At 70.4% G+C, this 18,232-nt stretch carries 18 protein-coding genes; 11 read left to right on the forward strand and 7 right to left on the reverse strand.

Annotated elements, in window-relative coordinates:
- Positions 1 to 111: 111 nt before the first annotated feature.
- On the reverse strand, positions 112 to 696 hold the full coding sequence (locus E5679_RS00580) for an isochorismatase family protein (RefSeq protein ID WP_138413165.1): 585 nt from the start codon (positions 694 to 696) through the stop codon (positions 112 to 114).
- A gap of 10 nt (positions 697 to 706) precedes the next feature.
- A complete protein-coding gene (locus E5679_RS00585) occupies positions 707 to 2,014 on the reverse strand; it encodes a nicotinate phosphoribosyltransferase (RefSeq protein WP_275092528.1) in 1,308 nt (435 codons plus the stop codon).
- A gap of 49 nt (positions 2,015 to 2,063) precedes the next feature.
- Here E5679_RS00585 and clpS point away from each other — a divergent pair, with 49 nt between their 5' ends.
- The 4 genes from clpS to E5679_RS00605 are packed head-to-tail and all read left to right on the forward strand — an operon-like array spanning position 2,064 to position 4,759.
- Positions 2,064 to 2,381: an ATP-dependent Clp protease adapter ClpS gene (gene clpS, locus E5679_RS00590; RefSeq protein ID WP_138413166.1), complete on the forward strand. Its 318-nt coding sequence runs from the start codon at positions 2,064 to 2,066 to the stop codon at positions 2,379 to 2,381.
- Complete coding sequence (locus E5679_RS00595) at positions 2,374 to 2,970, forward strand: DUF2017 domain-containing protein (protein WP_138413167.1); 597 nt, start codon at positions 2,374 to 2,376, stop codon at positions 2,968 to 2,970. The genes clpS and E5679_RS00595 overlap by 8 nt, the downstream gene beginning before the upstream one ends.
- Positions 2,967 to 3,965 (forward strand): glutamate racemase, encoded by a 999-nt coding sequence (gene murI, locus E5679_RS00600; protein WP_138413168.1) that lies wholly within the window; start codon positions 2,967 to 2,969, stop codon positions 3,963 to 3,965. The genes E5679_RS00595 and murI overlap by 4 nt, the downstream gene beginning before the upstream one ends.
- Complete coding sequence (locus E5679_RS00605; protein WP_138413169.1) at positions 3,962 to 4,759, forward strand: MBL fold metallo-hydrolase; 798 nt, start codon at positions 3,962 to 3,964, stop codon at positions 4,757 to 4,759. The genes murI and E5679_RS00605 overlap by 4 nt, the downstream gene beginning before the upstream one ends.
- Here the strand turns inward: E5679_RS00605 and lgt are convergent.
- Positions 4,724 to 5,680 (reverse strand): prolipoprotein diacylglyceryl transferase, encoded by a 957-nt coding sequence (gene lgt, locus E5679_RS00610; RefSeq protein WP_138413170.1) that lies wholly within the window; start codon positions 5,678 to 5,680, stop codon positions 4,724 to 4,726. The two genes, E5679_RS00605 and lgt, sit on opposite strands and share 36 nt — an antisense overlap.
- Before the next feature lie 20 nt (positions 5,681 to 5,700).
- The gene (locus tag E5679_RS00615; RefSeq protein ID WP_275092529.1) at positions 5,701 to 6,582 is read right to left on the reverse strand and encodes an aldo/keto reductase; all 882 of its coding nucleotides are present in this window, start codon (positions 6,580 to 6,582) and stop codon (positions 5,701 to 5,703) included.
- A 36-nt stretch (positions 6,583 to 6,618) separates the two neighbouring features.
- Here E5679_RS00615 and rph point away from each other — a divergent pair, with 36 nt between their 5' ends.
- Both rph and rdgB read left to right on the forward strand, forming a co-directional pair.
- On the forward strand, positions 6,619 to 7,392 hold the full coding sequence (gene rph, locus E5679_RS00620) for a ribonuclease PH (RefSeq protein ID WP_138413171.1): 774 nt from the start codon (positions 6,619 to 6,621) through the stop codon (positions 7,390 to 7,392).
- A complete protein-coding gene (gene rdgB / locus E5679_RS00625) occupies positions 7,389 to 8,042 on the forward strand; it encodes an RdgB/HAM1 family non-canonical purine NTP pyrophosphatase (protein WP_138413172.1) in 654 nt (217 codons plus the stop codon). Before rph ends, rdgB begins: the two co-directional genes overlap by 4 nt.
- Here rdgB and E5679_RS00630 read toward each other — a convergent pair.
- Both E5679_RS00630 and E5679_RS00635 read right to left on the reverse strand, forming a co-directional pair.
- Positions 7,981 to 9,252, reverse strand: a complete 1,272-nt coding sequence (locus tag E5679_RS00630; protein WP_138413173.1) for an MFS transporter — start codon at positions 9,250 to 9,252, stop codon at positions 7,981 to 7,983. The two genes, rdgB and E5679_RS00630, sit on opposite strands and share 62 nt — an antisense overlap.
- The gene (locus E5679_RS00635; protein ID WP_249335863.1) at positions 9,253 to 9,996 is read right to left on the reverse strand and encodes a DedA family protein; all 744 of its coding nucleotides are present in this window, start codon (positions 9,994 to 9,996) and stop codon (positions 9,253 to 9,255) included.
- A gap of 83 nt (positions 9,997 to 10,079) precedes the next feature.
- On the opposite strand from E5679_RS00635, the gene E5679_RS00640 reads away from it, so the two are divergent.
- Positions 10,080 to 11,135, forward strand: coding sequence for an exonuclease domain-containing protein (locus tag E5679_RS00640; RefSeq protein WP_138413175.1), 1,056 nt, complete (start codon positions 10,080 to 10,082; stop codon positions 11,133 to 11,135).
- A 52-nt stretch (positions 11,136 to 11,187) separates the two neighbouring features.
- Entirely contained in the window at positions 11,188 to 11,682 is a 495-nt protein-coding gene (locus E5679_RS00645; protein ID WP_138413176.1) for a DUF4395 domain-containing protein, read from the forward strand.
- Here the strand turns inward: E5679_RS00645 and E5679_RS00650 are convergent.
- Complete coding sequence (locus E5679_RS00650) at positions 11,679 to 12,743, reverse strand: ADP-ribosylglycohydrolase family protein (protein ID WP_171042192.1); 1,065 nt, start codon at positions 12,741 to 12,743, stop codon at positions 11,679 to 11,681. The genes E5679_RS00645 and E5679_RS00650 overlap by 4 nt on opposite strands.
- Positions 12,744 to 12,865: 122 nt before the next feature.
- On the opposite strand from E5679_RS00650, the gene E5679_RS00655 reads away from it, so the two are divergent.
- From E5679_RS00655 to E5679_RS00665, 3 genes are all read left to right on the forward strand, one after another.
- Complete coding sequence (locus E5679_RS00655) at positions 12,866 to 13,876, forward strand: aquaporin (protein WP_212746890.1); 1,011 nt, start codon at positions 12,866 to 12,868, stop codon at positions 13,874 to 13,876.
- Positions 13,877 to 13,938: 62 nt separating this feature from the next.
- A complete protein-coding gene (locus E5679_RS00660) occupies positions 13,939 to 15,102 on the forward strand; it encodes an exonuclease SbcCD subunit D (protein WP_138413178.1) in 1,164 nt (387 codons plus the stop codon).
- A complete protein-coding gene (locus E5679_RS00665) occupies positions 15,099 to 18,209 on the forward strand; it encodes an AAA family ATPase (protein ID WP_138413179.1) in 3,111 nt (1,036 codons plus the stop codon). Before E5679_RS00660 ends, E5679_RS00665 begins: the two co-directional genes overlap by 4 nt.
- The last annotated feature ends 23 nt before the right edge of the window (positions 18,210 to 18,232 follow it).

The raw sequence follows: 18,232 nt of genomic DNA on the forward strand, positions 1-18,232 counted from the left end.
GTCTCCGGTTGCGCCTTTCGCGGGGTTATTCGGCGGATTTCCGCCGCCATCGGCCAACGTGCGGCCTAGGCACACCCTGCAGAGGTGACGGCGCAAGGGGGTGGGGACCCCTTAGGCGAGGGCAACGCCCCCGGCTTCGAGCTCGCGATACGTAGGCTCGAGATCGTCGGCGATCCCGGCGCACAGTTCCTTGAGCACTCTGGTGTGGAAGCCGGCGCGAGCAGCGTCGAGGGCGGTCGCCCTCACGCAGTAGTCGGTGGCGATGCCGGCTACGTCGACGTCCGTCACCCCACGCTGGGAGAGCCACTCGCCAAGGCTCGGGGAGTCCTCAGCAGTCCCTTGCGCGTCGCCAGCTTGGGCGAGGTGCCCTTCGAAGCCGGAATAGGCGGCGGCGTACTGGCCCTTCCGGAACATCGCGTCGACGCTCGAGACGTCGAGGTTGGGGTGGAACGCGGCGCCCTGAGTCCCTGCGACACAGTGCGGCGGCCACGAGTCCACGAAGTCGGGGGTCTCCGAGAAGTGATCGCCGGGCTTGATGTGCCAGTCCTGGGTCGTGACGATGGCGCCGTATTCCTCGCCGTGCTGCTCCACATAGTCGGTGAGGCGAGACGCGACGGCGGCTCCGCCGTCGACCGCAAGCGATCCGCCTTCGCAGAAGTCCTTCTGCACATCCACGATGATCAGGGCCCGCTTCATGTCACCACTCTCAATCTTCGATGTACACGGTGGGGATGACGGCCTCGCCGCGGTGCATGCGTCGCGCGGCGGCGGGCAGCTCGGCGATGGACGCGTCGTGCCGGGCACGGGCCCGCTCGACGGCGGCGGGCCCGGTCCACCCCGGCTGGAGTTCGCCGCTGACCACGAAATGCTCAAGGAGCGGTCGGTCGTTGCTGTCGCCCTCCGGGGGATGGCCCACGCCGATCAGCTCTGCGGTGGCGACGCCGTTCTCGTCGAGACGGCGCAACGCGAATTTGCGCCCTCCCACGGTCTGCTTGTTCTTCGCCGCCTTCGCGACGGAGACGAAGCGGCCGTCGTCGTCGGTCCGGCTCACGAGCTTGTAGACCATCGAGGCGGTGGGCGCGCCGGATCCGGTCACCAGGGAGGTGCCGACGCCGTAGGAGTCGACGGGGGCGGCGGCCAGCGCGGCAATGGCGTATTCGTCGAGGTCCGACGTCACGACGATGCGCGTGTTCACGTTGCCGAGCTCGTCGAGGAGCTGCCGCACCCAGTGAGCTTGGCCGATGAGGTCGCCCGAGTCGAGCCGGACGGCGCCCAGCTGCTCACCGGCGATGTCCACGGCCGCGCGGACGGCGGTTTCGACGTCGTACGTGTCCACCAGCAGCGAGGTGCCCGGACCCATCGAGGCGACCTGCGCCTCGAAGGCCTCGTGCTCGGTGTCGTGGAGCAGGGTGAACGAATGGGCCGCCGTGCCGACGGTCCGCAATCCGTATCGCAGGCCGGCGGCGAGGTTCGACGTGCTCGCGAAGCCGGCGACGGCGGCGGCGCGCGCCGCCGCGACGGCGGACTCTTCGTGGGTGCGGCGCGAGCCCATCTCGATGCACGGGCGGCCGTTGGCGGCGATGGTCATGCGGGACGCGGCGGAGGCGATGGCGGAGTCGTGGTTGAGCACGGACAGGAGGTAGGTCTCGAGGATGCAGGCCTCAGCGAACGTGGACTCGACGATGAGGATCGGCGAGTTGGGGAAGTAGACCTCGCCTTCGGCGTAGCCCCAGATGTCGCCCGAGAAGCGGTAGTCGGCGAGGTAGTCGAGGGTTTCGCGGTTCACTACGCGCGTGCTCTCAAGGAAGGAAAGCTCCTCGTCCTTGAAGCGGAAGTCGGCGATCCCCTCGAGGAGTCGCCCCGTTCCGGCGACCACGCCGTACCGCCGCCCGTCGGGCAGCCGCCGCGCGAAGACCTCGAACACCGAGCGTCTGTGCGCCGCCCCCGAGTGGAGGGAAGCTTGGAGCATCGTGAGTTCGTAATGGTCTGTGAAGAGCGACGTGCGGGGAGTCACGGGTTCACTCTAACCGGGGTGACGGCCGAGCCCTGCCTAGAATGGCCACATGAGCTTGAGCGTCGCCACGGAACCCACGCATGGCCTCCGCGAGCAGACGACGGCGGCAACCGACTCAGCGTCGATGGTGCCCTGGAACCTTGTCGTCTGGAACGACCCCGTCAACCTGATGAGCTACGTGAGCTACGTCTTCCAGACCTACTTCGGATACTCGGAGGAGAAGGCGGACGCGCTCATGATGCAGGTGCACACCGAGGGGCGGTCCATCGTGTCCCACGGCTCGAAGGAGACGGTGGAGCGGCAGGCCGTCGCCATGCACAACTTTGGACTTTGGGCCACGGTGGAGAGGGCTGGCGAGGATGGCTGAGCCGTTCACTTATGGGCGCAAGGGGATCAGCGGACGCTTCGAAGACGCCGAGCGCGAGCTGCTCCGGGGTTTGTTCCGCGACGTCGTGGCACTCCTTGAGCCCGACGAGCAGCCGGAGGAGGACCCGCTCGCTGCCCTCGTCGGCATCACTCCCAACGCCGCCGAGCCGGAGGACCCCGCGCTGAAACGCCTCCTCCCGAACGTCTCCAAGGACGACGGCGAAGCCTCCCTGGAGTTCCGCCGCCTCACCGAGCGCTCGCTCCGGGAGAGCAAGGCTGGGGCGCTGCGGGCGGCGGCGATGGGCCTTGAGTCCAAGGACGTCCTGTTGGATGCGACGGCCGCTGCGCATTGGGCGACGGCGCTCACGGACGTCCGTCTGGTCCTCGCCGAGCGCCTGGGCATCCGTTCCGAGGAGGACGCGGAGCGCGTGCACGAGATTACGGACTGGTCTGACGTCGGGGACGACGACGTCGACGCCTACCTTGCCCTCGTCTACAACTTCGTCACGTGGCTCCAGACGACGCTCATCGACGCGATGATGGCCGCGTATCGTGCCGAGGGCGGCCACGGGCAGGCGGACCGGGCATGACGAGTCCCCGTGCTGTGGACCCCCTGCTCGACCGGTCGGAGCGCCCGATCGGGATCTTCGACTCCGGGGTGGGTGGCCTCACGGTAGCCCGCGCGGTCATCGACCAGCTCCCGAATGAGTCGGTCCTCTACGTCGGCGACACGGCGCACGGGCCGTACGGCCCGCTTCCCATCGCGGAGGTCCGCGCCAACGCCCTCGGCGTCATGGACGAGCTTGTGGATTCGGGCGTCAAGCTCCTCACGATCGCGTGCAACTCGGCCTCCGCCGCGGTCCTTCGCGACGCGAGGGAGCGCTACACCGCGCGCTACGGCATCCCCGTGATCGAGGTGATCCAGCCCGCGGTCCGGCGGGCCGTCGTCGCCACCCGCAACGGCCGCGTGGGCGTGATCGGGACAAGCGCAACCATCGGCTCCCGCGCCTACGACGACACCTTCGCGGCCGCGCCTGACCTGCACATCGCCTCGGCGGCGTGCCCGGACTTCGTCCGCTACGTCGAGGCCGGCGTCACCACGGGTCCGGAGCTCCTCGCCGCCGCCGAAGGCTATCTCGCGCCGCTGCGCGAGGCCGGCGTGGACACGCTCGTGCTGGGCTGCACGCACTATCCGCTGCTCACCGGAGTCATCAGCTATGTCATGGGCGACGGCGTCACCCTCGTCTCGAGCGCCGAGGAGACCGCGAAGGACGTGTACCGGGCTCTGGTGAGCCATGGTCTTGAGCGCCGTTCCCTCGAGCCGCCGAGCCACACTTTTCTCGCCACGGGGGACGCCGCCCAGTTCGAAGTCCTCGCGCGACGCTTCCTCGGGCCCGAGGTCCAGCGCGTGGAGCACGCGGAGCATGTCTCGGCGCACTATCCCACGGGAAGCCTCGCGCGGATCACCCCCGAGATGATCGAGGCGGCGCGGGCGGATGCGAGCGCCGGGGGCACCGGGCGCGTTTCCTACTTCGTGTCGCCGTCTGCGTCCGATGGCCTGCCCGTGGATAAGATGCAGCAGTGAAACTCACCATCGTCGGCTGCAGCGGTTCGTTTCCGGGGCCGAGTTCGCCGGCGAGCTGCTACCTCCTGACGGCGAACGACGGCGAACGCGACTGGCGCATCCTGCTGGACCTCGGCTCGGGCGCCCTCGGCACGCTCCAGCGCTACATGGACCTCGAGGACATCGATGGTGTGCTGCTGAGCCACCTCCACCCTGATCACTGCATGGACCTGACGGGTCTTCAGGTGGCGATCCACTGGAATCCGAAGGGCTGGAGCTCGGGACGCGTCCCGGTCTGGGGCCCCGAGGCCACCGCACGGCGCCTCTCGATCGCGCTGGACATGGAACCGGCTGCGGACCTCCACGAGGACTTCGAGTTCCACACCTGGGCCGTGGGGGAGACGACTGAGCTGGGCCCGTTCCGCTTCTCCGTGCACACGGCCCGCCACCCGATCGCCGAGGCGTACTCGATGCGCATCGAAGCCGTGGAACCCCGTCGAGACGGGACCCTTGAGCGGCGGATTCTGGCGTATTCGGGCGACACGGACTCGTGCCCTGGGCTGCTCGAAGCCGCCCTGGATGCGGACATGTTCCTGTGCGAGGCGGCTTACCACGAGGGCCGCGACGACGCGATCGACGGCGTGCACCTCACCGGACTTCGCGCTGGGCAGGCGGCTGCCGACGCCGGAGCGAAGCGCCTGCTGTTGACGCACCTTCCCGTGTGGAACGACGCGAACCGGACCGTCGCGGAGGCGCAGCGCGCCTACGCCGGCCCGATCTCAGTGGCGGTCGCCGGGGTCCACTACATCGTCTGACGGCGACGTCTGCGGCGCCGACTTGATGTCCTCGGTACCGGAGCGATCGTCGGTGCCGGAGTGGTCGTCTGTGCCGGAGTGGTCGTCTGTGCCCGGGCGCCGCCCCCGGCGGAGGAGCAGCGCGAAGGCCACGGCACCGCCGAGGAAGACGAGCCCGGCGACCCACGTGTTGACGCGGAGCCCCAGGATCAGGTTCGCGTAGTCGGAGCGCATGAGCTCGACCGCGAAGCGCCCAGCGGTGTAGACCATGACATAGAGGCAGAACTCGGCCCCGCGGGGGAGCCGGAATCGACGCGCCGCCACGAGGATGGCGATGCCGCCGAGGGTGCACCACAAGGCTTCGTAGAGGAAAGTGGGCTGGAAGTAGCCAAGGACGATCGGCTGTCCGTCGGGTCCGACGGCCGCGCCGCCGCTCGCGGGGTCCATCTCGTGGATCTCGAGGCCCCAGGGCAGCGACGTGGGGTCACCGTAGAGCTCGTTGTTGAACCAGTTTCCGAGTCGGCCGAGGGCTTGGGCGAAGAGAAGGCCGGGGGCGAGAGCGTCGGCATAGTCCGCAAGGTTGACCTTCGCCCGGCGGCAGCCAATCCAGGCCCCGAGGCCGCCGAGCGCGATCGCGCCCCAGATGCCGAGGCCGCCGTCCCAGATGGCGAACGCGTTCCACGGATTCTTGCCCGGAAGGAAGTACAGCTCGGGGTCCGTGATCACGTGGTAGATGCGTCCGCCGACGATGCCGAAGGGGATGGCCCACAGCGAAATGTCGAGCACCTGGCCCGCCTTGCCACCGCGATGGACCCATCGCCGGTCGGTCAGCCACAGGGCCACTCCGATGCCTGCGAGGATGCACAGCGCATAGAAATGGATCTTCAGCGGGCCGAGGCTGAAGGCGTTGACCGTCGGGGACGGAAGATAGGCGGGATGCACGCGTCCAGTCTAGGCGGGGCTCAGAGCATCTCGAGCGGTACCGGGTGCCGGGGCGCCGGAAACGCAGCGTCGAGGTCGCCGAGGTCCGCCGACGTGAGCTCGACCTCGAGGGCGTCGCGGTTCTCGAGGGTGTGCTGCACCGAGGACGACTTCGGGATGGCGAGCACGCCGTCGTGCCGGAGGACCCAGGCGAGAGCGATCTGTGCGGCCGTCGCCTGGTGGCGGGCCGCCAGCTCGGCAAGGACCGGGTGGCCCAGGACGCGGCCCTGCTCCACGGGGGAGTAGGCCATGACCGGAATGCTCGCAGACTGCAGCCGGGGGAGGAGGTCGGCCTCGATGCCGCGGCGGGTGAGGTTGTACAGCACCTGGTCAGTCTGCACGCCTTGCGGGCCGGACGTGCCCGGGAGCGCTGAGAGCTCGTCGAGGTCGGCGGGGTCGAGGTTGCTCACGCCCCACGCCCGAATGAGTCCCTGCTCCTGCAGTGCAGCGAGGGCCTCCACGCTCTCCGCCAGGGGTACGTGTCCTCGCCAGTGGTACAGGTACAGATCGAGCCGGTCCGTGCGAAGGCGCCGCAGGCTCGCCTCGACGGAGCGCTTCGTTCCCTTCCGAGTCGCGTTCCAGGGGAGGACCTTGCTCACCAGGAAGACCTCGTCGCGGCGCCCCGCGATGGCCTCGGCGACCAGCTCCTCGGAGCGACCGTCGCCGTACATCTCGGCGGTGTCGATGAGGGTCAGTCCCGCGTCGAGCCCGGCCTGCAGCGCTCGCACTTCGTCGTGGCGGCGAGAGGCGTCCTCGCCCAGGAACCACGTCCCCTGCCCCAGCCGTGGCACGCTGAGTCCGCAGGGCAGCGTGACGGTCGGCACGCCGTCGTGCATCGCAGGGGCGCCGCTCGGGGTGGTCATGGGCCCAGCGTAGCCGGGCGCCGCTAAGCTGGTCCCATGATCCCAAGCACTTCTGCCAGTCCTTCTGCCGTGCGTGCCGACGGGCGCACTCCCGATCAGCTGCGTCCGATCAGCATCACCCGCGGATGGTCCAAGCAGGCCGAAGGATCGGCGCTCATCGAGTTCGGGAACACGCGGGTGCTGTGCACGGCGTCGTTCACGGAGGGGGTGCCCCGTTGGCTCAAGGGCGAGGGCAGGGGTTGGGTGACCGCCGAATATGCCATGCTCCCGCGCGCAACGAACACCCGCTCGGACCGCGAGTCCGTCAAGGGCCGCATCGGTGGGCGCACCCACGAGATCTCGCGGCTCATCGGCCGCTCGCTCCGCTCGATCATCGACCTCCAGGCGCTCGGCGAGAACACGATCGTGCTCGACTGCGACGTCCTCCAGGCCGACGGCGGCACCCGCACCGCCGCGATCACCGGCGCGTTCGTGGCGCTCGCCGAGGCAGTGCGATGGGCCAAGGACAAGGGATTGGTGGAGCCGGGTGCAGAGCCGCTCGTCGATACTGTCTCTGCGGTCTCGGTGGGCATCATCGACGGGGTCCCCATGCTCGACCTCCCATACGTCGAGGACGTGCGCGCGGAGACCGACATGAACGTGGTGGTCACGGGATCGGGGAAGTTCGTGGAGGTCCAGGGGACGGCCGAGGGCGCGCCGTTCGACCGGGATGAGCTCAACAACCTGCTCGACCTCGCCCTCATCGGCACCGCGCAGCTTGCCGATATCCAGCGCGAGACGCTCGCCGAGGCCCTCAGGACCGTCTCGTGAGTGCAGCTCGACAGCTCGCGCAGCAGCCTCGACTGGTCCTCGCGACCCACAATCAGGGCAAGCTCCGCGAGCTGCGGGACCTGCTCAGGGGCCAGGTGCCGGGCCTTGACGTCGACACCCAGGTGGTCGACGCGCCGAGCGTTGGGGGCCCCGACGTCCTGGAGGATGGCGTGACCTTCGCCGAGAACTCGCTTCTCAAGGCGCGGGCGGTCTCCGCCGCCACAGGACTCGTCGCGATCGCGGACGATTCGGGACTCGCCGTGGACGTCCTCGGCGGCGCGCCGGGGATCTTCTCTGCCCGCTGGGCGGGTCGCCACGGCGACGACGAGGCGAATCTGCGGCTCCTGCTGGCTCAGCTCTCCGAGGTCCGCGACGAGCACCGAGCCGCCGCCTTCGTCTGTGCCGCGGCGCTTGTCACCCCGGCGGACGACGGCGGCGCTCCCTACGAGCACGTCGAATACGGCGAGCTGCGGGGAACGCTCCTGCGTGAGCCCCGCGGCGAGGGCGGCTTCGGGTACGACCCGATCCTGCAGCCCGAGGGCATGGACCGGAGCTGCGCGGAGCTCAGCCGCGAGGAGAAGAACGCGATCAGCCACCGAGGCCAGGCGTTCCGGGCCCTTCTGCCGGAGATCGTGAAGGCGCTGTCCTAGCGGTCGCCCGCGGGGCGGGCGCCGCAGACGCGTGTCCCACGAAGCGTCGCCGCCCCGAGAGCGCGCCGAAGACCGCGGCGCACAGGCCGACGACGCCGAAGAGTGCCGCAACGGGCGCAAAGGACCCGGCAGCCGCGTGGAGCTGGGCGACGAGGAGCGTCCCCGTCGAGCCCAGCCCATAGCCGAAGCCCTGCATCATGCCCGAGAGCCTCGCCGCGGTGCCGGCATCCCGCGTCCGGAGCATGGCCATCGTGAGGGCGAGAGCCGTGAGGGCGCCCTGGCCGACCCCGAGCATGGCCGACCAGAGCCAGACTCCGCCAAGCGGCCCGACGATGCACAGGGCGAAGCCCGAGCCGGTGAGCAGGGCGACGACGGCGTTGAGCGCACTCTGTTGGAAGAGCCGCGCTGCGATGGCCGGGGCGACGAGCGAGCCGGCCATCTGGAGGACGATCGAGAACGAGGCGATCAGGCCAGCACTCGTGCCGTCGACGCCGCGCTCCCTGAGGATGGGGGAAAGCCACGCGAAGACGCTGAACGACATCATCGCCTGCGCCACCATGAAGAGCGTGACGTGCCAGGCGATGGGATCGCGCGTGAGCCGAGGCCCGTCGTCGTCCGCGGTGTGGAGCGGTTCGCGGCCCGCCCAGGCGAGCGGGGCGAAGGCGACGGCGACCGCAGCCGCCGGGAGGGCCCAGAAGCCGAGAGCGAGCTGCCATGAGCCGCTTGCACTGAGGACTGGGTAGGTGAGGCCCGCCGCCAGCGCTGCCGACGCCGCGATCGCTGTGGTGTAGAGCCCGCTCATGAGCCCGAGGCGGTGCGGGAAGTCCCTCTTCACGAGCCCGGGGAGCAGGACGTTGCCGAGCGCAATGGCGAACCCGCAGACGGCCGTGCCGAACAGCAGGGAGGGCAGCGTCCCCCAGCCGGGAACGGCCGTCGGCCGCACGAGGAGGCCGAGCGTGAGGAGCGCGGTCGCGGCGAGGAGGACGCGCTCGGCTCCGAATCGGCGGGCCAGCGGCGGCGCGAGGGGAGCAAAGATCCCGAGGCATGCCACAGGCGCGGTGGTCAGCACGGTGACCGACCAGTCGGGAAGGCCCGCCGCGCCCCGGACTTCCGACAGCACGGCCGAGAAGCTCGAGAAGACGGTGCGGAGATTCAGTCCGACGAGGATCAGCCAGAGGCCGAGGAGCGCAAGCCTCCGCCGTCCCGACACCTAGCGGCCCTCGGGGGTCTCCGGATCGCTCGCTTCGGCGAGCCGCTCCTCGAGGTCTTCCGGAATGCTGCGGCCCTTCGCGCGGGACCTGATGAACTCGACGAAGATCGGGATCACGGAGATGAGGACGATGACGATGAAGATGAGGTCGAGGTTCTTCCCCACCCACTCGTAATGGCCGAGCCACGCGCCGAGCAGGGTCACGCCGCCACCCCACGGGATGGCGCCGAGAACGTTGTAGAGGAAGAACTTCCGGCGGTCCATCCCTGCCACGCCCGCGATGACCGGAACGAAGGTGCGGATGATCGGGACGAAGCGGGCCAGGATGAGCGACTGGCCACCGTGGCGCTCGAAGAATTGGTGGGCCTTGCGGACGTTCTCCTGCTTGAAGAAGCGGGAGTCGGGCCGGCTGAACAGAGAGGGCCCGACTTTCGTGCCGATGAGATATCCGACCTGGTTGCCGATGATCGCCGCGATGATGACAAACAGGACCAGCAGCCACAGGTTGAAGCTGATGGCGCCTGTGGCGACGAGCAGGCCCGCCGTGAACAGCATGGAGTCGCCGGGCAGGAAGAACCCGATGAGGAGTCCGGTCTCGGCGAAGATGATGGCGCACACGACCAGCACGATCCAGGGGCCGAGCGGCGAGTCCCGGAGGAAGACGTCCGGGTTGAGCCAGTCAGGGAGGAGCGAGGCGCTCTTCGGCTGGACCGCCGCAGGCAGGGCGGCAACGAGCTGGGTCAAGGCGGCGGGGATCACCCTCCAAGGGTACCGGAGGGGCCGTGGCGTTCCCGGATCGGAGGGAGCCCCGCGGCTAGAGTTGCCGCGTGCCCTTGGACTTCACCGCGATCGACTTCGAGACAGCCAACGGTTTCCGGGGCTCTCCTTGTGCGGTAGGCCTCGTGAAGGTCCGCGACGGTCGCGCGGTGGAGGAGGCCGCGTGGCTCATGAGGCCGCCGGCAGGTCACGACGCCTTCGACCCGCGGAACGTCGCGATCCACGGCATTCGTCCTGAGGACGTCGCGGACCGTCCGCGCTTCGGCGAGCTCTTCGACGAGATCGGCGGCTTCATCGGGGACGACGTCCTCGTGGCCCACAACGCGGCCTTCGACCTCGGCGTGATCCGCTCGGCACTCGAAGTCTCGGACCTGCCTGCTCCTGCCTACGATTACGCGTGCACCGTGGTCCTGTCCCGACGCACGTACGACCTGCCGTCCCATTCGCTCCCGTTCGTCGCCGAGGCGGCGGGCGTCCCGCTCGTCAATCACCACGACGCCATCGAGGACGCCGCAGCCTGCGCGGGCATCCTGGTCGATATCGCGCAACGTCATGCTGCGGTGAGCGTCGATCACCTGTATTCGTCGCTGCATCTCGCGCTGCCCCGTCACCCGGAGTTCGTCCCGGGCCGCGACGCGGTGTCCGCGGCCACGGCGGTGCGCTTGGGGTCTGCAGGGGGCCCGGGGTCTGCCGGGGGCCAGCGGACGACGGCGGCTCCCGGCTTCGTGGGCACGCGGCGGTGGGCGCCGTGGCCTGAGGAGGGGGTCAACCCGGACGCGAACCCGACCGCGGATCCCGCCCACCCCCTGTTCGGCCACCGGATCGTCTTCACTGGAGCGCTCGGCATGACGCGGGCCGAGGCGAAGGCGCGGGCGGCCGCGCTGGGCGCCCAGCCCGCGAGCTCGGTTACTCGCGCGACCACACTCCTCGTGGTGGGCGATGGCTTCGTCGCGTCGGATCTCCGCTCGGGCGTGGAGAGCGGCCGTGTGACCTCCAAGGCGCGACGCGCCCTCAAGCTGAGATCCGATGGCTATTCGGTGGAAGTGCTGTCCGAGGGCGAATTCCTCCAGATGCTCGGCGGAGAGTGGCCCGCACGGAGCGCGTAGCGCAAGGCAACATTTCTTTTCTGGCGCGCCCACGCGTTCTTAGTCTGGGAGGATGCTTCGCCGTGCCTTCGCGTTCCCGAACCCTGTGAACGAGTACGCCGCCCGCTCGACGGCGGGAATCATCGTCGTCGTCAGCCTTGCCGCCCTCGCGGTGGGGCTGGTGACCGGGTGGGGCTGGTCGCTCTGGGCCATCGCACTCGGTTTCTGGCTGCGCGTGGCTGGCGGCCCCCGATACTCGCCGGCGGGCCGCCTTGCTGTCCACGTGATTGTGCCGGCGCTCGGCAGGCGACGCCTCGTTGCGGGCCCCCCGAAGCGCTTCGCCCAGACGATCGGCGCCGCGCTCTCGACCGCGGCTGCCATCCTGTGGACCGTCGGCGCTGCACCCGCGGCGTGGACGCTCCTGGGCCTGCTCATCGTCGCGGCGTCGCTGGAGGCGTTCGCCGGTTTCTGCCTCGGGTGCTGGATCTTCGGCAGACTGCAGGCCGCCGGCGTCATTCCCGAGAGCGTGTGCGAGGCGTGCAGCAACATCGCGCTGCGGCGGGGCTAGTTCGCGCCGGACGCCTCGGCGAGCTCGTCCGCGAGGCGAGCCACGACGTCGGCTCCCTCAAGCCGGCGGGTCCAGGCGCCGGCCACGGCGTCGTCGCCCCAGAGGGTGCCGAGGATCGCTCCGGCGATGGCGGCAGCCTCCGGTCCGGAATCTGCGGCCCGTTCCACGGCATTCTCGAAGCTGTGCGGCGTTCTCTCGGCCGGGCCCGCGGTCCGCTCGGCGATGATCGCCGAGGACAGAGCGGCCGCGAGCGCCCGGGCTGCGGGTGAAGCGTCTTCGAGCCGCGCGCCTTCCTCCGGTGTCACATCCAGTGCCGCGAGAACGTCGTCGGACGGGGCCCGCAGGGCGGCGAGCACGGCGCGAGCGGCCTCCGCCGCGTCGCTGATGGCCGCACCCGCCACGAGCTCGCGGATGATCAGGGCGACCGCTGCGGCTGACTGCATCGCCGCACGATCGCCGTGGGTGAGGGCTGCGCCGTCGAGGGCCATCGACACGACCGCGGCGGACGGGGTTCCCTGGACGAGGCCGAACGGAGCGGAGCGGGCGGCGGCAGCGCCGTCGTCGTATTCGCTGCCGAGAGGCCGAGCTGCGCTACCCATCTCCCCGCCCGCGAGAGAGTCCACCCACGGGGGGCGCTCCGGGAGACGACGGCGGGCGGCGGGCTGGGTGTCGATCCACCGTTCCGTGATCGGCGGGGCCGACGACGGGAGTGCGACCCCCTGCCCGCTCGCCCACCGCAGGAAGGCGAGCCACACGCAGGCGGCCTGATCCGCGTACACGCCATCGTTCGCCCACTCGAGGACCTGCGCGAGGGCGTCTGCGGTGTACAGCGAGAGCTGGCCGGCCGCGCCCAAGCGGAGGACGCCGTCGTCTGTGCTGTGCGGGCCTGCGCTGTGGTGACCCGCGCTGTGCTGGCCTGCGCTGTGCTGGCCCGCGCTGTGCTGGCCCGTGCTGTGCTGGCCCGCACTGTGCTGCCCCGCGGCGAGGGCCGCGGCCTCCGCTGCGGCAGCCCCCAGAAGGCAGCCATGGATTCTCGATGCGGTGCTCGGCGTGCTCGTCACGTGAGCAATGTACCGTCATCGCGCCCGGCATCCGGTCAAAGCCGGGAGGTAGCATGAGGGGCGGCCCGCCTGAGGCCCCTGTGATCGGGCCTCATCCGACGACTCGAAAGAGGAAATCCCCCATGACCAGCCCCGCGGTCCCCACCGCAGACGCCGCTCTCGCGGCCCCGAAGGAATTCGGCATCATCCCGAAGCTTGCGGCCGAGGCCTTCGGCACGTTCATTCTCGTCTTCGGCGGCCTCGGCGTTGCGCTCTTCAGCGATCCGTCGTCGGCTCCGCTTCCCGCCCCGCTGGCCATCGGCCTCAGCGTGGCCGTGGGCATCGCCGCGGTCGGGCACATCTCCGGCGGGCACTTCAACCCCGCCGTGACGCTCGGCACCGCGGTGGCCGGCCGTACGCCGTGGAAGGCCGTTCCCGGCTACGTCCTGGCCCAGCTCGTGGGAGGCGCGCTCGGCGCCCTCGTGCTGTGGGTCTCGGTGCGGACGCTGCCGAACCTCTCGAACCTCTCCAGCGTGCAGCCGATCTTCACGCACATCTCCAACGGCGTCGACGACCTCTCGCCGAACAAGTTCCCCATGGCGGCGGGCCTGCTCGCCGAGGTCGTGGCGACGGCCGTGTTCCTCGGCATCATCCTCGCGGCGACGTCCAAGCGCGCGGCGAAGGGCGTAGCGCCCTGGGCGATCGGCATCACGCTGGCGATCCTGATCCAGTCGATCGCCCCCATCACCAACGCGTCGATCAACCCCGCCCGTTCGACCGCGACGGCCATCTTCGCCGAGACGAACTCGCTCGGCCAGCTCTGGATCTTCTGGCTCGCCCCGCTCCTCGGGGCCGTGATCGCTGGCCTCATCTTCCGCGGCTTCGGCTCGCCCGACGACGTCATCGTGACGGGCGCGCCGGGGGCGCCCTCCTTCACCACCGTCGAGGGTCTCCCCACGGAGGGCGCCACGGCCTCCGAGGTCGAGGCAGCCGAGGCGGCCGAGCGGGAAGCCGGTGCCGAGACGCGCCTCGACCTAGCGACGTCCGGGGAGGACGACGCCATCATCGACGCCCCGGGGACCTCCGACCGGCCGCGCACGGACGAGGATGACGCCAAGTCCTTCTTCGACCGCGACAAGCAGTCGGATCGCTGATCCTCGACTCCTGCGGCGGGTGGCACCGAAGATTGTCGGTGCCACCCGCTAGCTTGTGACCCATGAGAATCCTGCACACCTCGGACTGGCACCTCGGCCGCTCGTTCCACGGCCTTGGGCTCCTTTCCGCGCAAGCCGAATGGCTCGACGGGCTCGTGGAGTACGTCGCTGCGGAATCGGTCGACGCGGTGCTCGTCTCCGGGGACGTGTACGACCGCGCTCTCCCGGCCGTCGACGTCGTCGCGCTCCTCGACGAGACGCTCGTCCGACTCGCGGAGGCCGGGGCAAGCGTTATCCTCACGAGCGGCAACCATGACTCGGCCGTGCGCCTCGGCTTCGGCGCGCGGCTGCTCGAACGGGCCCGCGTTCATGTCCGTACGCGGGTCGCCGATCTTGACGCGCCGATCCTGCTCGAAAAGCACGGCGCCACGCCCGTCGCGGTCTACGGACTGCCCTATCTCGAACCGCGCCTCGTTGCCGCGGAACTCGACGCGGACGCTACAGGGCACACCGCGGTGACACGGGCCGCGCTCGACCGCGTGCGCGCAGATCTCGAGGTCCGCCGCACCGCTGGACCCGTGCATGCCGTGGTGATGGCGCACACCTTCGCGTCCGGCGGTGTTCCGGCTGAGAGCGAGCGCGCCCTCGCCGTGGGAGGGCTGGACGTGGTGCCGGCCGAGGTCTTCGAAGGGTTCGACTACGTGGCCCTCGGTCACCTGCACGGACGACAGACACTCTCCTCCTCCGTGCGGTATTCGGGTTCGCCGCTCGCCTATTCCTTTGGCGAGGCCCGGCAGTCAAAGGGTGCATGGCTCGTCGAATTCGACGATTCCGGCCTCGTTGGCGTGGAGGAAGTCGGATGGCCCACCCAGCATCGGCTTGCGGTCCTGCGGGGGAAGCTTGAGGAGCTCCTGGCGGACCCTGCGCTGGCGGACGCGGAGACGGCCTGCTGCCAGGTGACCCTCACAGACGCCGAACGTCCCCAGCGGGCCATGGAGCGGCTGCGCGCCCGCTTCCCCCTGACCCTCTCGCTGCAGTTCGCGCCGGACGGAAGTCGGGTCCGAGGTCCCTCGACGTACAGCGGCCGCCTCGCAGCCTCCCGCGACAACCTCGACGTCTGCTGCGGCTTCCTTGAGCACGTGCGCGACCGGGGACCCAACGACGCCGAGCGCGCGGCACTGGCTCAGGCGCTCGAGGCCGTTCGACTCGCGGAGCTGGCGCGATGAGGCTGCACACCCTGTCCGCAACCGCTTTCGGTCCCTTCGCTACGCGCCAGACCGTCGATTTCGATGCGCTGGCCGAGCACGGACTCTTCCTTCTCAACGGAGCAACGGGGGCCGGCAAGACCAGCGTTCTGGACGCCGTCTGCTTCGCCCTCTACGGCGGCCTCCCCGGCGCGCGGCAGGGGAGCAAGTCCCTCAAGAGCCACTACGCCGACGCGGGGGCCGAGCCCGAGGTCGTGCTCGAGTTCAGCGCCCAGGGCCGGCGCTTCGAGGTGCGGCGCACGCCTGCGTGGGACCGGCCGAGCGCCCGATCGAGGAACGGCTTCACCGCCCAGCAGGCGAGGACGCATCTGAGGGAACTCGTGGACGGCGAGTGGCGTCCGCTGTCCTCCCGGAACGACGAAGCCTCCGCTCTGGTTCGCGAAGTGCTCGGCCTGGACCGCGAGCAGTTCACCCGTGTGGCCATGCTTCCGCAGGGTGAGTTCGCGGCGTTCCTCCGGTCTGATCCGAAGGAGCGCGAACGGCTGCTGGAGAGCCTCTTCGGGACCAGGCTCTTCGCGGACGTCGAAGGTCAGCTGACCGCGATGGCGCAGGACGCTGAGTCGGCCGCGGGCGAGGCAGAACAAGCGGTCCTCTGGCCGCTCCGCCAACTCGAGGCCGAGCTGGCCGCACAGTCAGTTGAGGCCGACCATCCCGGGGAAGTGGCGGACGCAACGGGCTCCGACCCAGTCGCGCCCACGGTGGAGGAAGGCGAGGCGCGCTTCGCCTGGGCGATCTCGTGGTTCGACGGGCAGGCCGGGGAAGCCGCCGCGGAGATCGAAGACGCGCGAGGGGATGTGGCCTCGGCGCGCGCAGCTGAAGAACAGTGCCGGAGGGCCGTCGAGGACGCGGCAGAGCTTGCGGCCGCGAGAGCCCGCCGGTCCCGGTGGGAGGCTGGGGCCGCCCAGCACGGGGAAAGGGTCGAGAGGCTGCGGCGAGGAGAAGACGCGGCGCGCCTTCGGACCGAGCTCGAGAACGAACGGCGTGCCGCCCGTGACTGCGAGGACTCGGAGCTCGAGCTCGGAAGGGCACTGGCCGAGGCTGCGGCAGCGGGCTGGAGCGCGCCCGCCGATGGCGAGGTGTCGCCGGCGGCCCTGCGCGCCGAGACGGGCGATGTGCGCGCGCAAGCGGCGGTCTTGGCCGAGCGCATTCCGCTTGAGGCGGAGCTCGGGCGGCTCGAGGAGGAGCTGCGAAGGGCCACCGCCGAATCCGAGCGTCAGCGTGCCACCGTCGCGGGTCTTGAGTCGGAGATCGCGGCGATCGACGGCACTCTGACGGAACTCGCCGCCGAACGAAAGAGGCTCGAGCCTGCGGCGGCAGTGCTCAACTCTGCACAGCGCGACGAGCAGGGGGCCCGGGAAATCGTCGCGGCAGTGCAGGAGCACGCCGCGGCGTCGGAGCGTCTGTCGAAGGCCGAGAGCCGCCTGATCCACTGCCGGGATGAATCCCTGACGCTTCGGGCCCACTGGCTGGACCTGCGGGAGCAGCGACTCGCGAGCACCGCCTTCGAGCTCGCCGCGGCACTGGAAGACGGCGCAGCCTGCCCCGTGTGCGGGTCGGTTGACCATCCAGAGCCTGCCACAGGAGAGGAGGACCCCCTTCGGCTGGTGGACCGCGAGAAGGAGGCCTTCCTCGCGGTGGAACGGGCGCAGCAGCACGAGTCCGAGGCGGCCTCGGCACTCACCGACGCGAGAGCTGATCTGGCCGCCGTCGAGGCGCGTGGCGGGGGCGCGGATCCGGACAAAGCTGCGAGGCAGCTCGAGGAGGCCGTGGTGGCCCTCCAGTCAGCCGAGGCAGCGCAGAAGCGCCTCGCCATGGTGACGGAACGCCTTGCGGCGGGCGAAGCACGGCGGCGCAGCGCCGCCGACGAGCGCGAGGCTGCGTCGACCGCGCTGTCACTCGCCGTCGCGGACGCCGAGCGCCTGGGGAAGGAGACCCAACGACTCACGCGCGAGCTGGCCGACTGGCGCGAAGGCTGGCCCAGCCTTGAGGCACGGCACGCCGCGCTCGCCGCCGTCGTGCGGGCTCTCGAACCGCTGGCCGACGCGGCAGGGAATGCCGCCGCGGCCCGTGCGCGTCTCGGGGAGGCACGCACGGCTCTCGGCCAGGCGCTCGCCTCCAGCCCGTTCGCCGATGCCCCTGCGGCGCGCGCCGCGATGCTCGGCGACGGCGAGGCACAGGAGCTCCGCGCGGCGATCGCCGCCCACGGCGCGGAAGAACAGGCAGTCGCCGCCCTTCTTTCCTCCGCGGCGGCGGTCAGGGCAGCGGCCGCGGAGGAAGCGGCCTTGGGATCGGGGGAGCAGGACGCGGTGGAGGACCGCCTCGCGGCCGCGTCGACCCGGTTGGGGGATGCCGAAGCCAGGTTCGCGGCGGCCCATGCCGCAGAGCACGCGGCCACGGCCGGGCGGAACCGCTGCGAGCGGCTTCGGACCGCGTTCCTGGAGGCCCTGCCTCTGCTGGAGACCGCGAGGGCCCGTGCGGATCTGCTCGGCGAACTTCAGCGGACGGCGCGCGGGAGCGGCGACAACCGGCTCCGGATGTCCCTCCATCGGTACGTTCTCGCCGCGCGACTCGAGCAAGTGGCAATCGCAGCGAGCGAACGCCTCGCGGTGATGAGCGACGGCCGTTTCAGTCTGGAACACAGCGATGCCCTCGCCGCGCGCGGCGCCGCGTCGGGGCTGGGCCTCGAGGTCCTCGACGCTTGGACCGGCCAGCGCCGTGACCCTGCCACGCTGTCCGGCGGCGAATCGTTCATGGCCTCGCTGGCCCTGGCGCTCGGACTCGCGGACGTCGTGCAGCACGAGGCGGGCGGGATCGACATCGAGACGCTCTTCGTCGACGAAGGCTTCGGAACGCTGGACGAGCAGACCCTCGAACAGGTCATGGAGGCGATTGAAGGGCTCCGGGACGGAGGCCGGATCGTTGGCCTCGTGAGCCACGTGCCGGAGCTCAAGCTGCGGATCCCAGCCCAGATCCGGGTCATCAAGGGGCGTTCCGGCTCGACGCTCGAGGTCGTCGCCGGCTTCGAGCGGGTTTCGGACACTTCCGTCCGAGACCTCGCAGCGGTCTGAATCCCCGTCTCAAGCATTCCGCG

This window comes from Sinomonas gamaensis, assembly GCF_005876955.1.
Classification (GTDB): Bacteria; Actinomycetota; Actinomycetes; order Actinomycetales; family Micrococcaceae; genus Sinomonas; species Sinomonas gamaensis.

Bases quoted from the DNA above. Each gene is read 5' to 3' on its own strand.
- E5679_RS00595 (WP_138413167.1), top strand. From the start codon at position 2,374: ATGGCTGAGCCGTTCACTTATGGGCGCAAGGGGATCAGCGGACGCTTC.
- E5679_RS00655 (WP_212746890.1), top strand. From the start codon at position 12,866: ATGACCAGCCCCGCGGTCCCCACCGCAGACGCCGCTCTCGCGGCCCCG.
- clpS (WP_138413166.1), top strand. From the start codon at position 2,064: ATGAGCTTGAGCGTCGCCACGGAACCCACGCATGGCCTCCGCGAGCAG.
- E5679_RS00660 (WP_138413178.1), top strand. From the start codon at position 13,939: ATGAGAATCCTGCACACCTCGGACTGGCACCTCGGCCGCTCGTTCCAC.
- E5679_RS00645 (WP_138413176.1), top strand. From the start codon at position 11,188: ATGCTTCGCCGTGCCTTCGCGTTCCCGAACCCTGTGAACGAGTACGCC.
- rph (WP_138413171.1), top strand. From the start codon at position 6,619: ATGATCCCAAGCACTTCTGCCAGTCCTTCTGCCGTGCGTGCCGACGGG.
- E5679_RS00665 (WP_138413179.1), top strand. From the start codon at position 15,099: ATGAGGCTGCACACCCTGTCCGCAACCGCTTTCGGTCCCTTCGCTACG.
- E5679_RS00580 (WP_138413165.1), bottom strand. From the start codon at position 696: ATGAAGCGGGCCCTGATCATCGTGGATGTGCAGAAGGACTTCTGCGAA.
- E5679_RS00615 (WP_275092529.1), bottom strand. From the start codon at position 6,582: ATGACCACCCCGAGCGGCGCCCCTGCGATGCACGACGGCGTGCCGACC.
- murI (WP_138413168.1), top strand. From the start codon at position 2,967: ATGACGAGTCCCCGTGCTGTGGACCCCCTGCTCGACCGGTCGGAGCGC.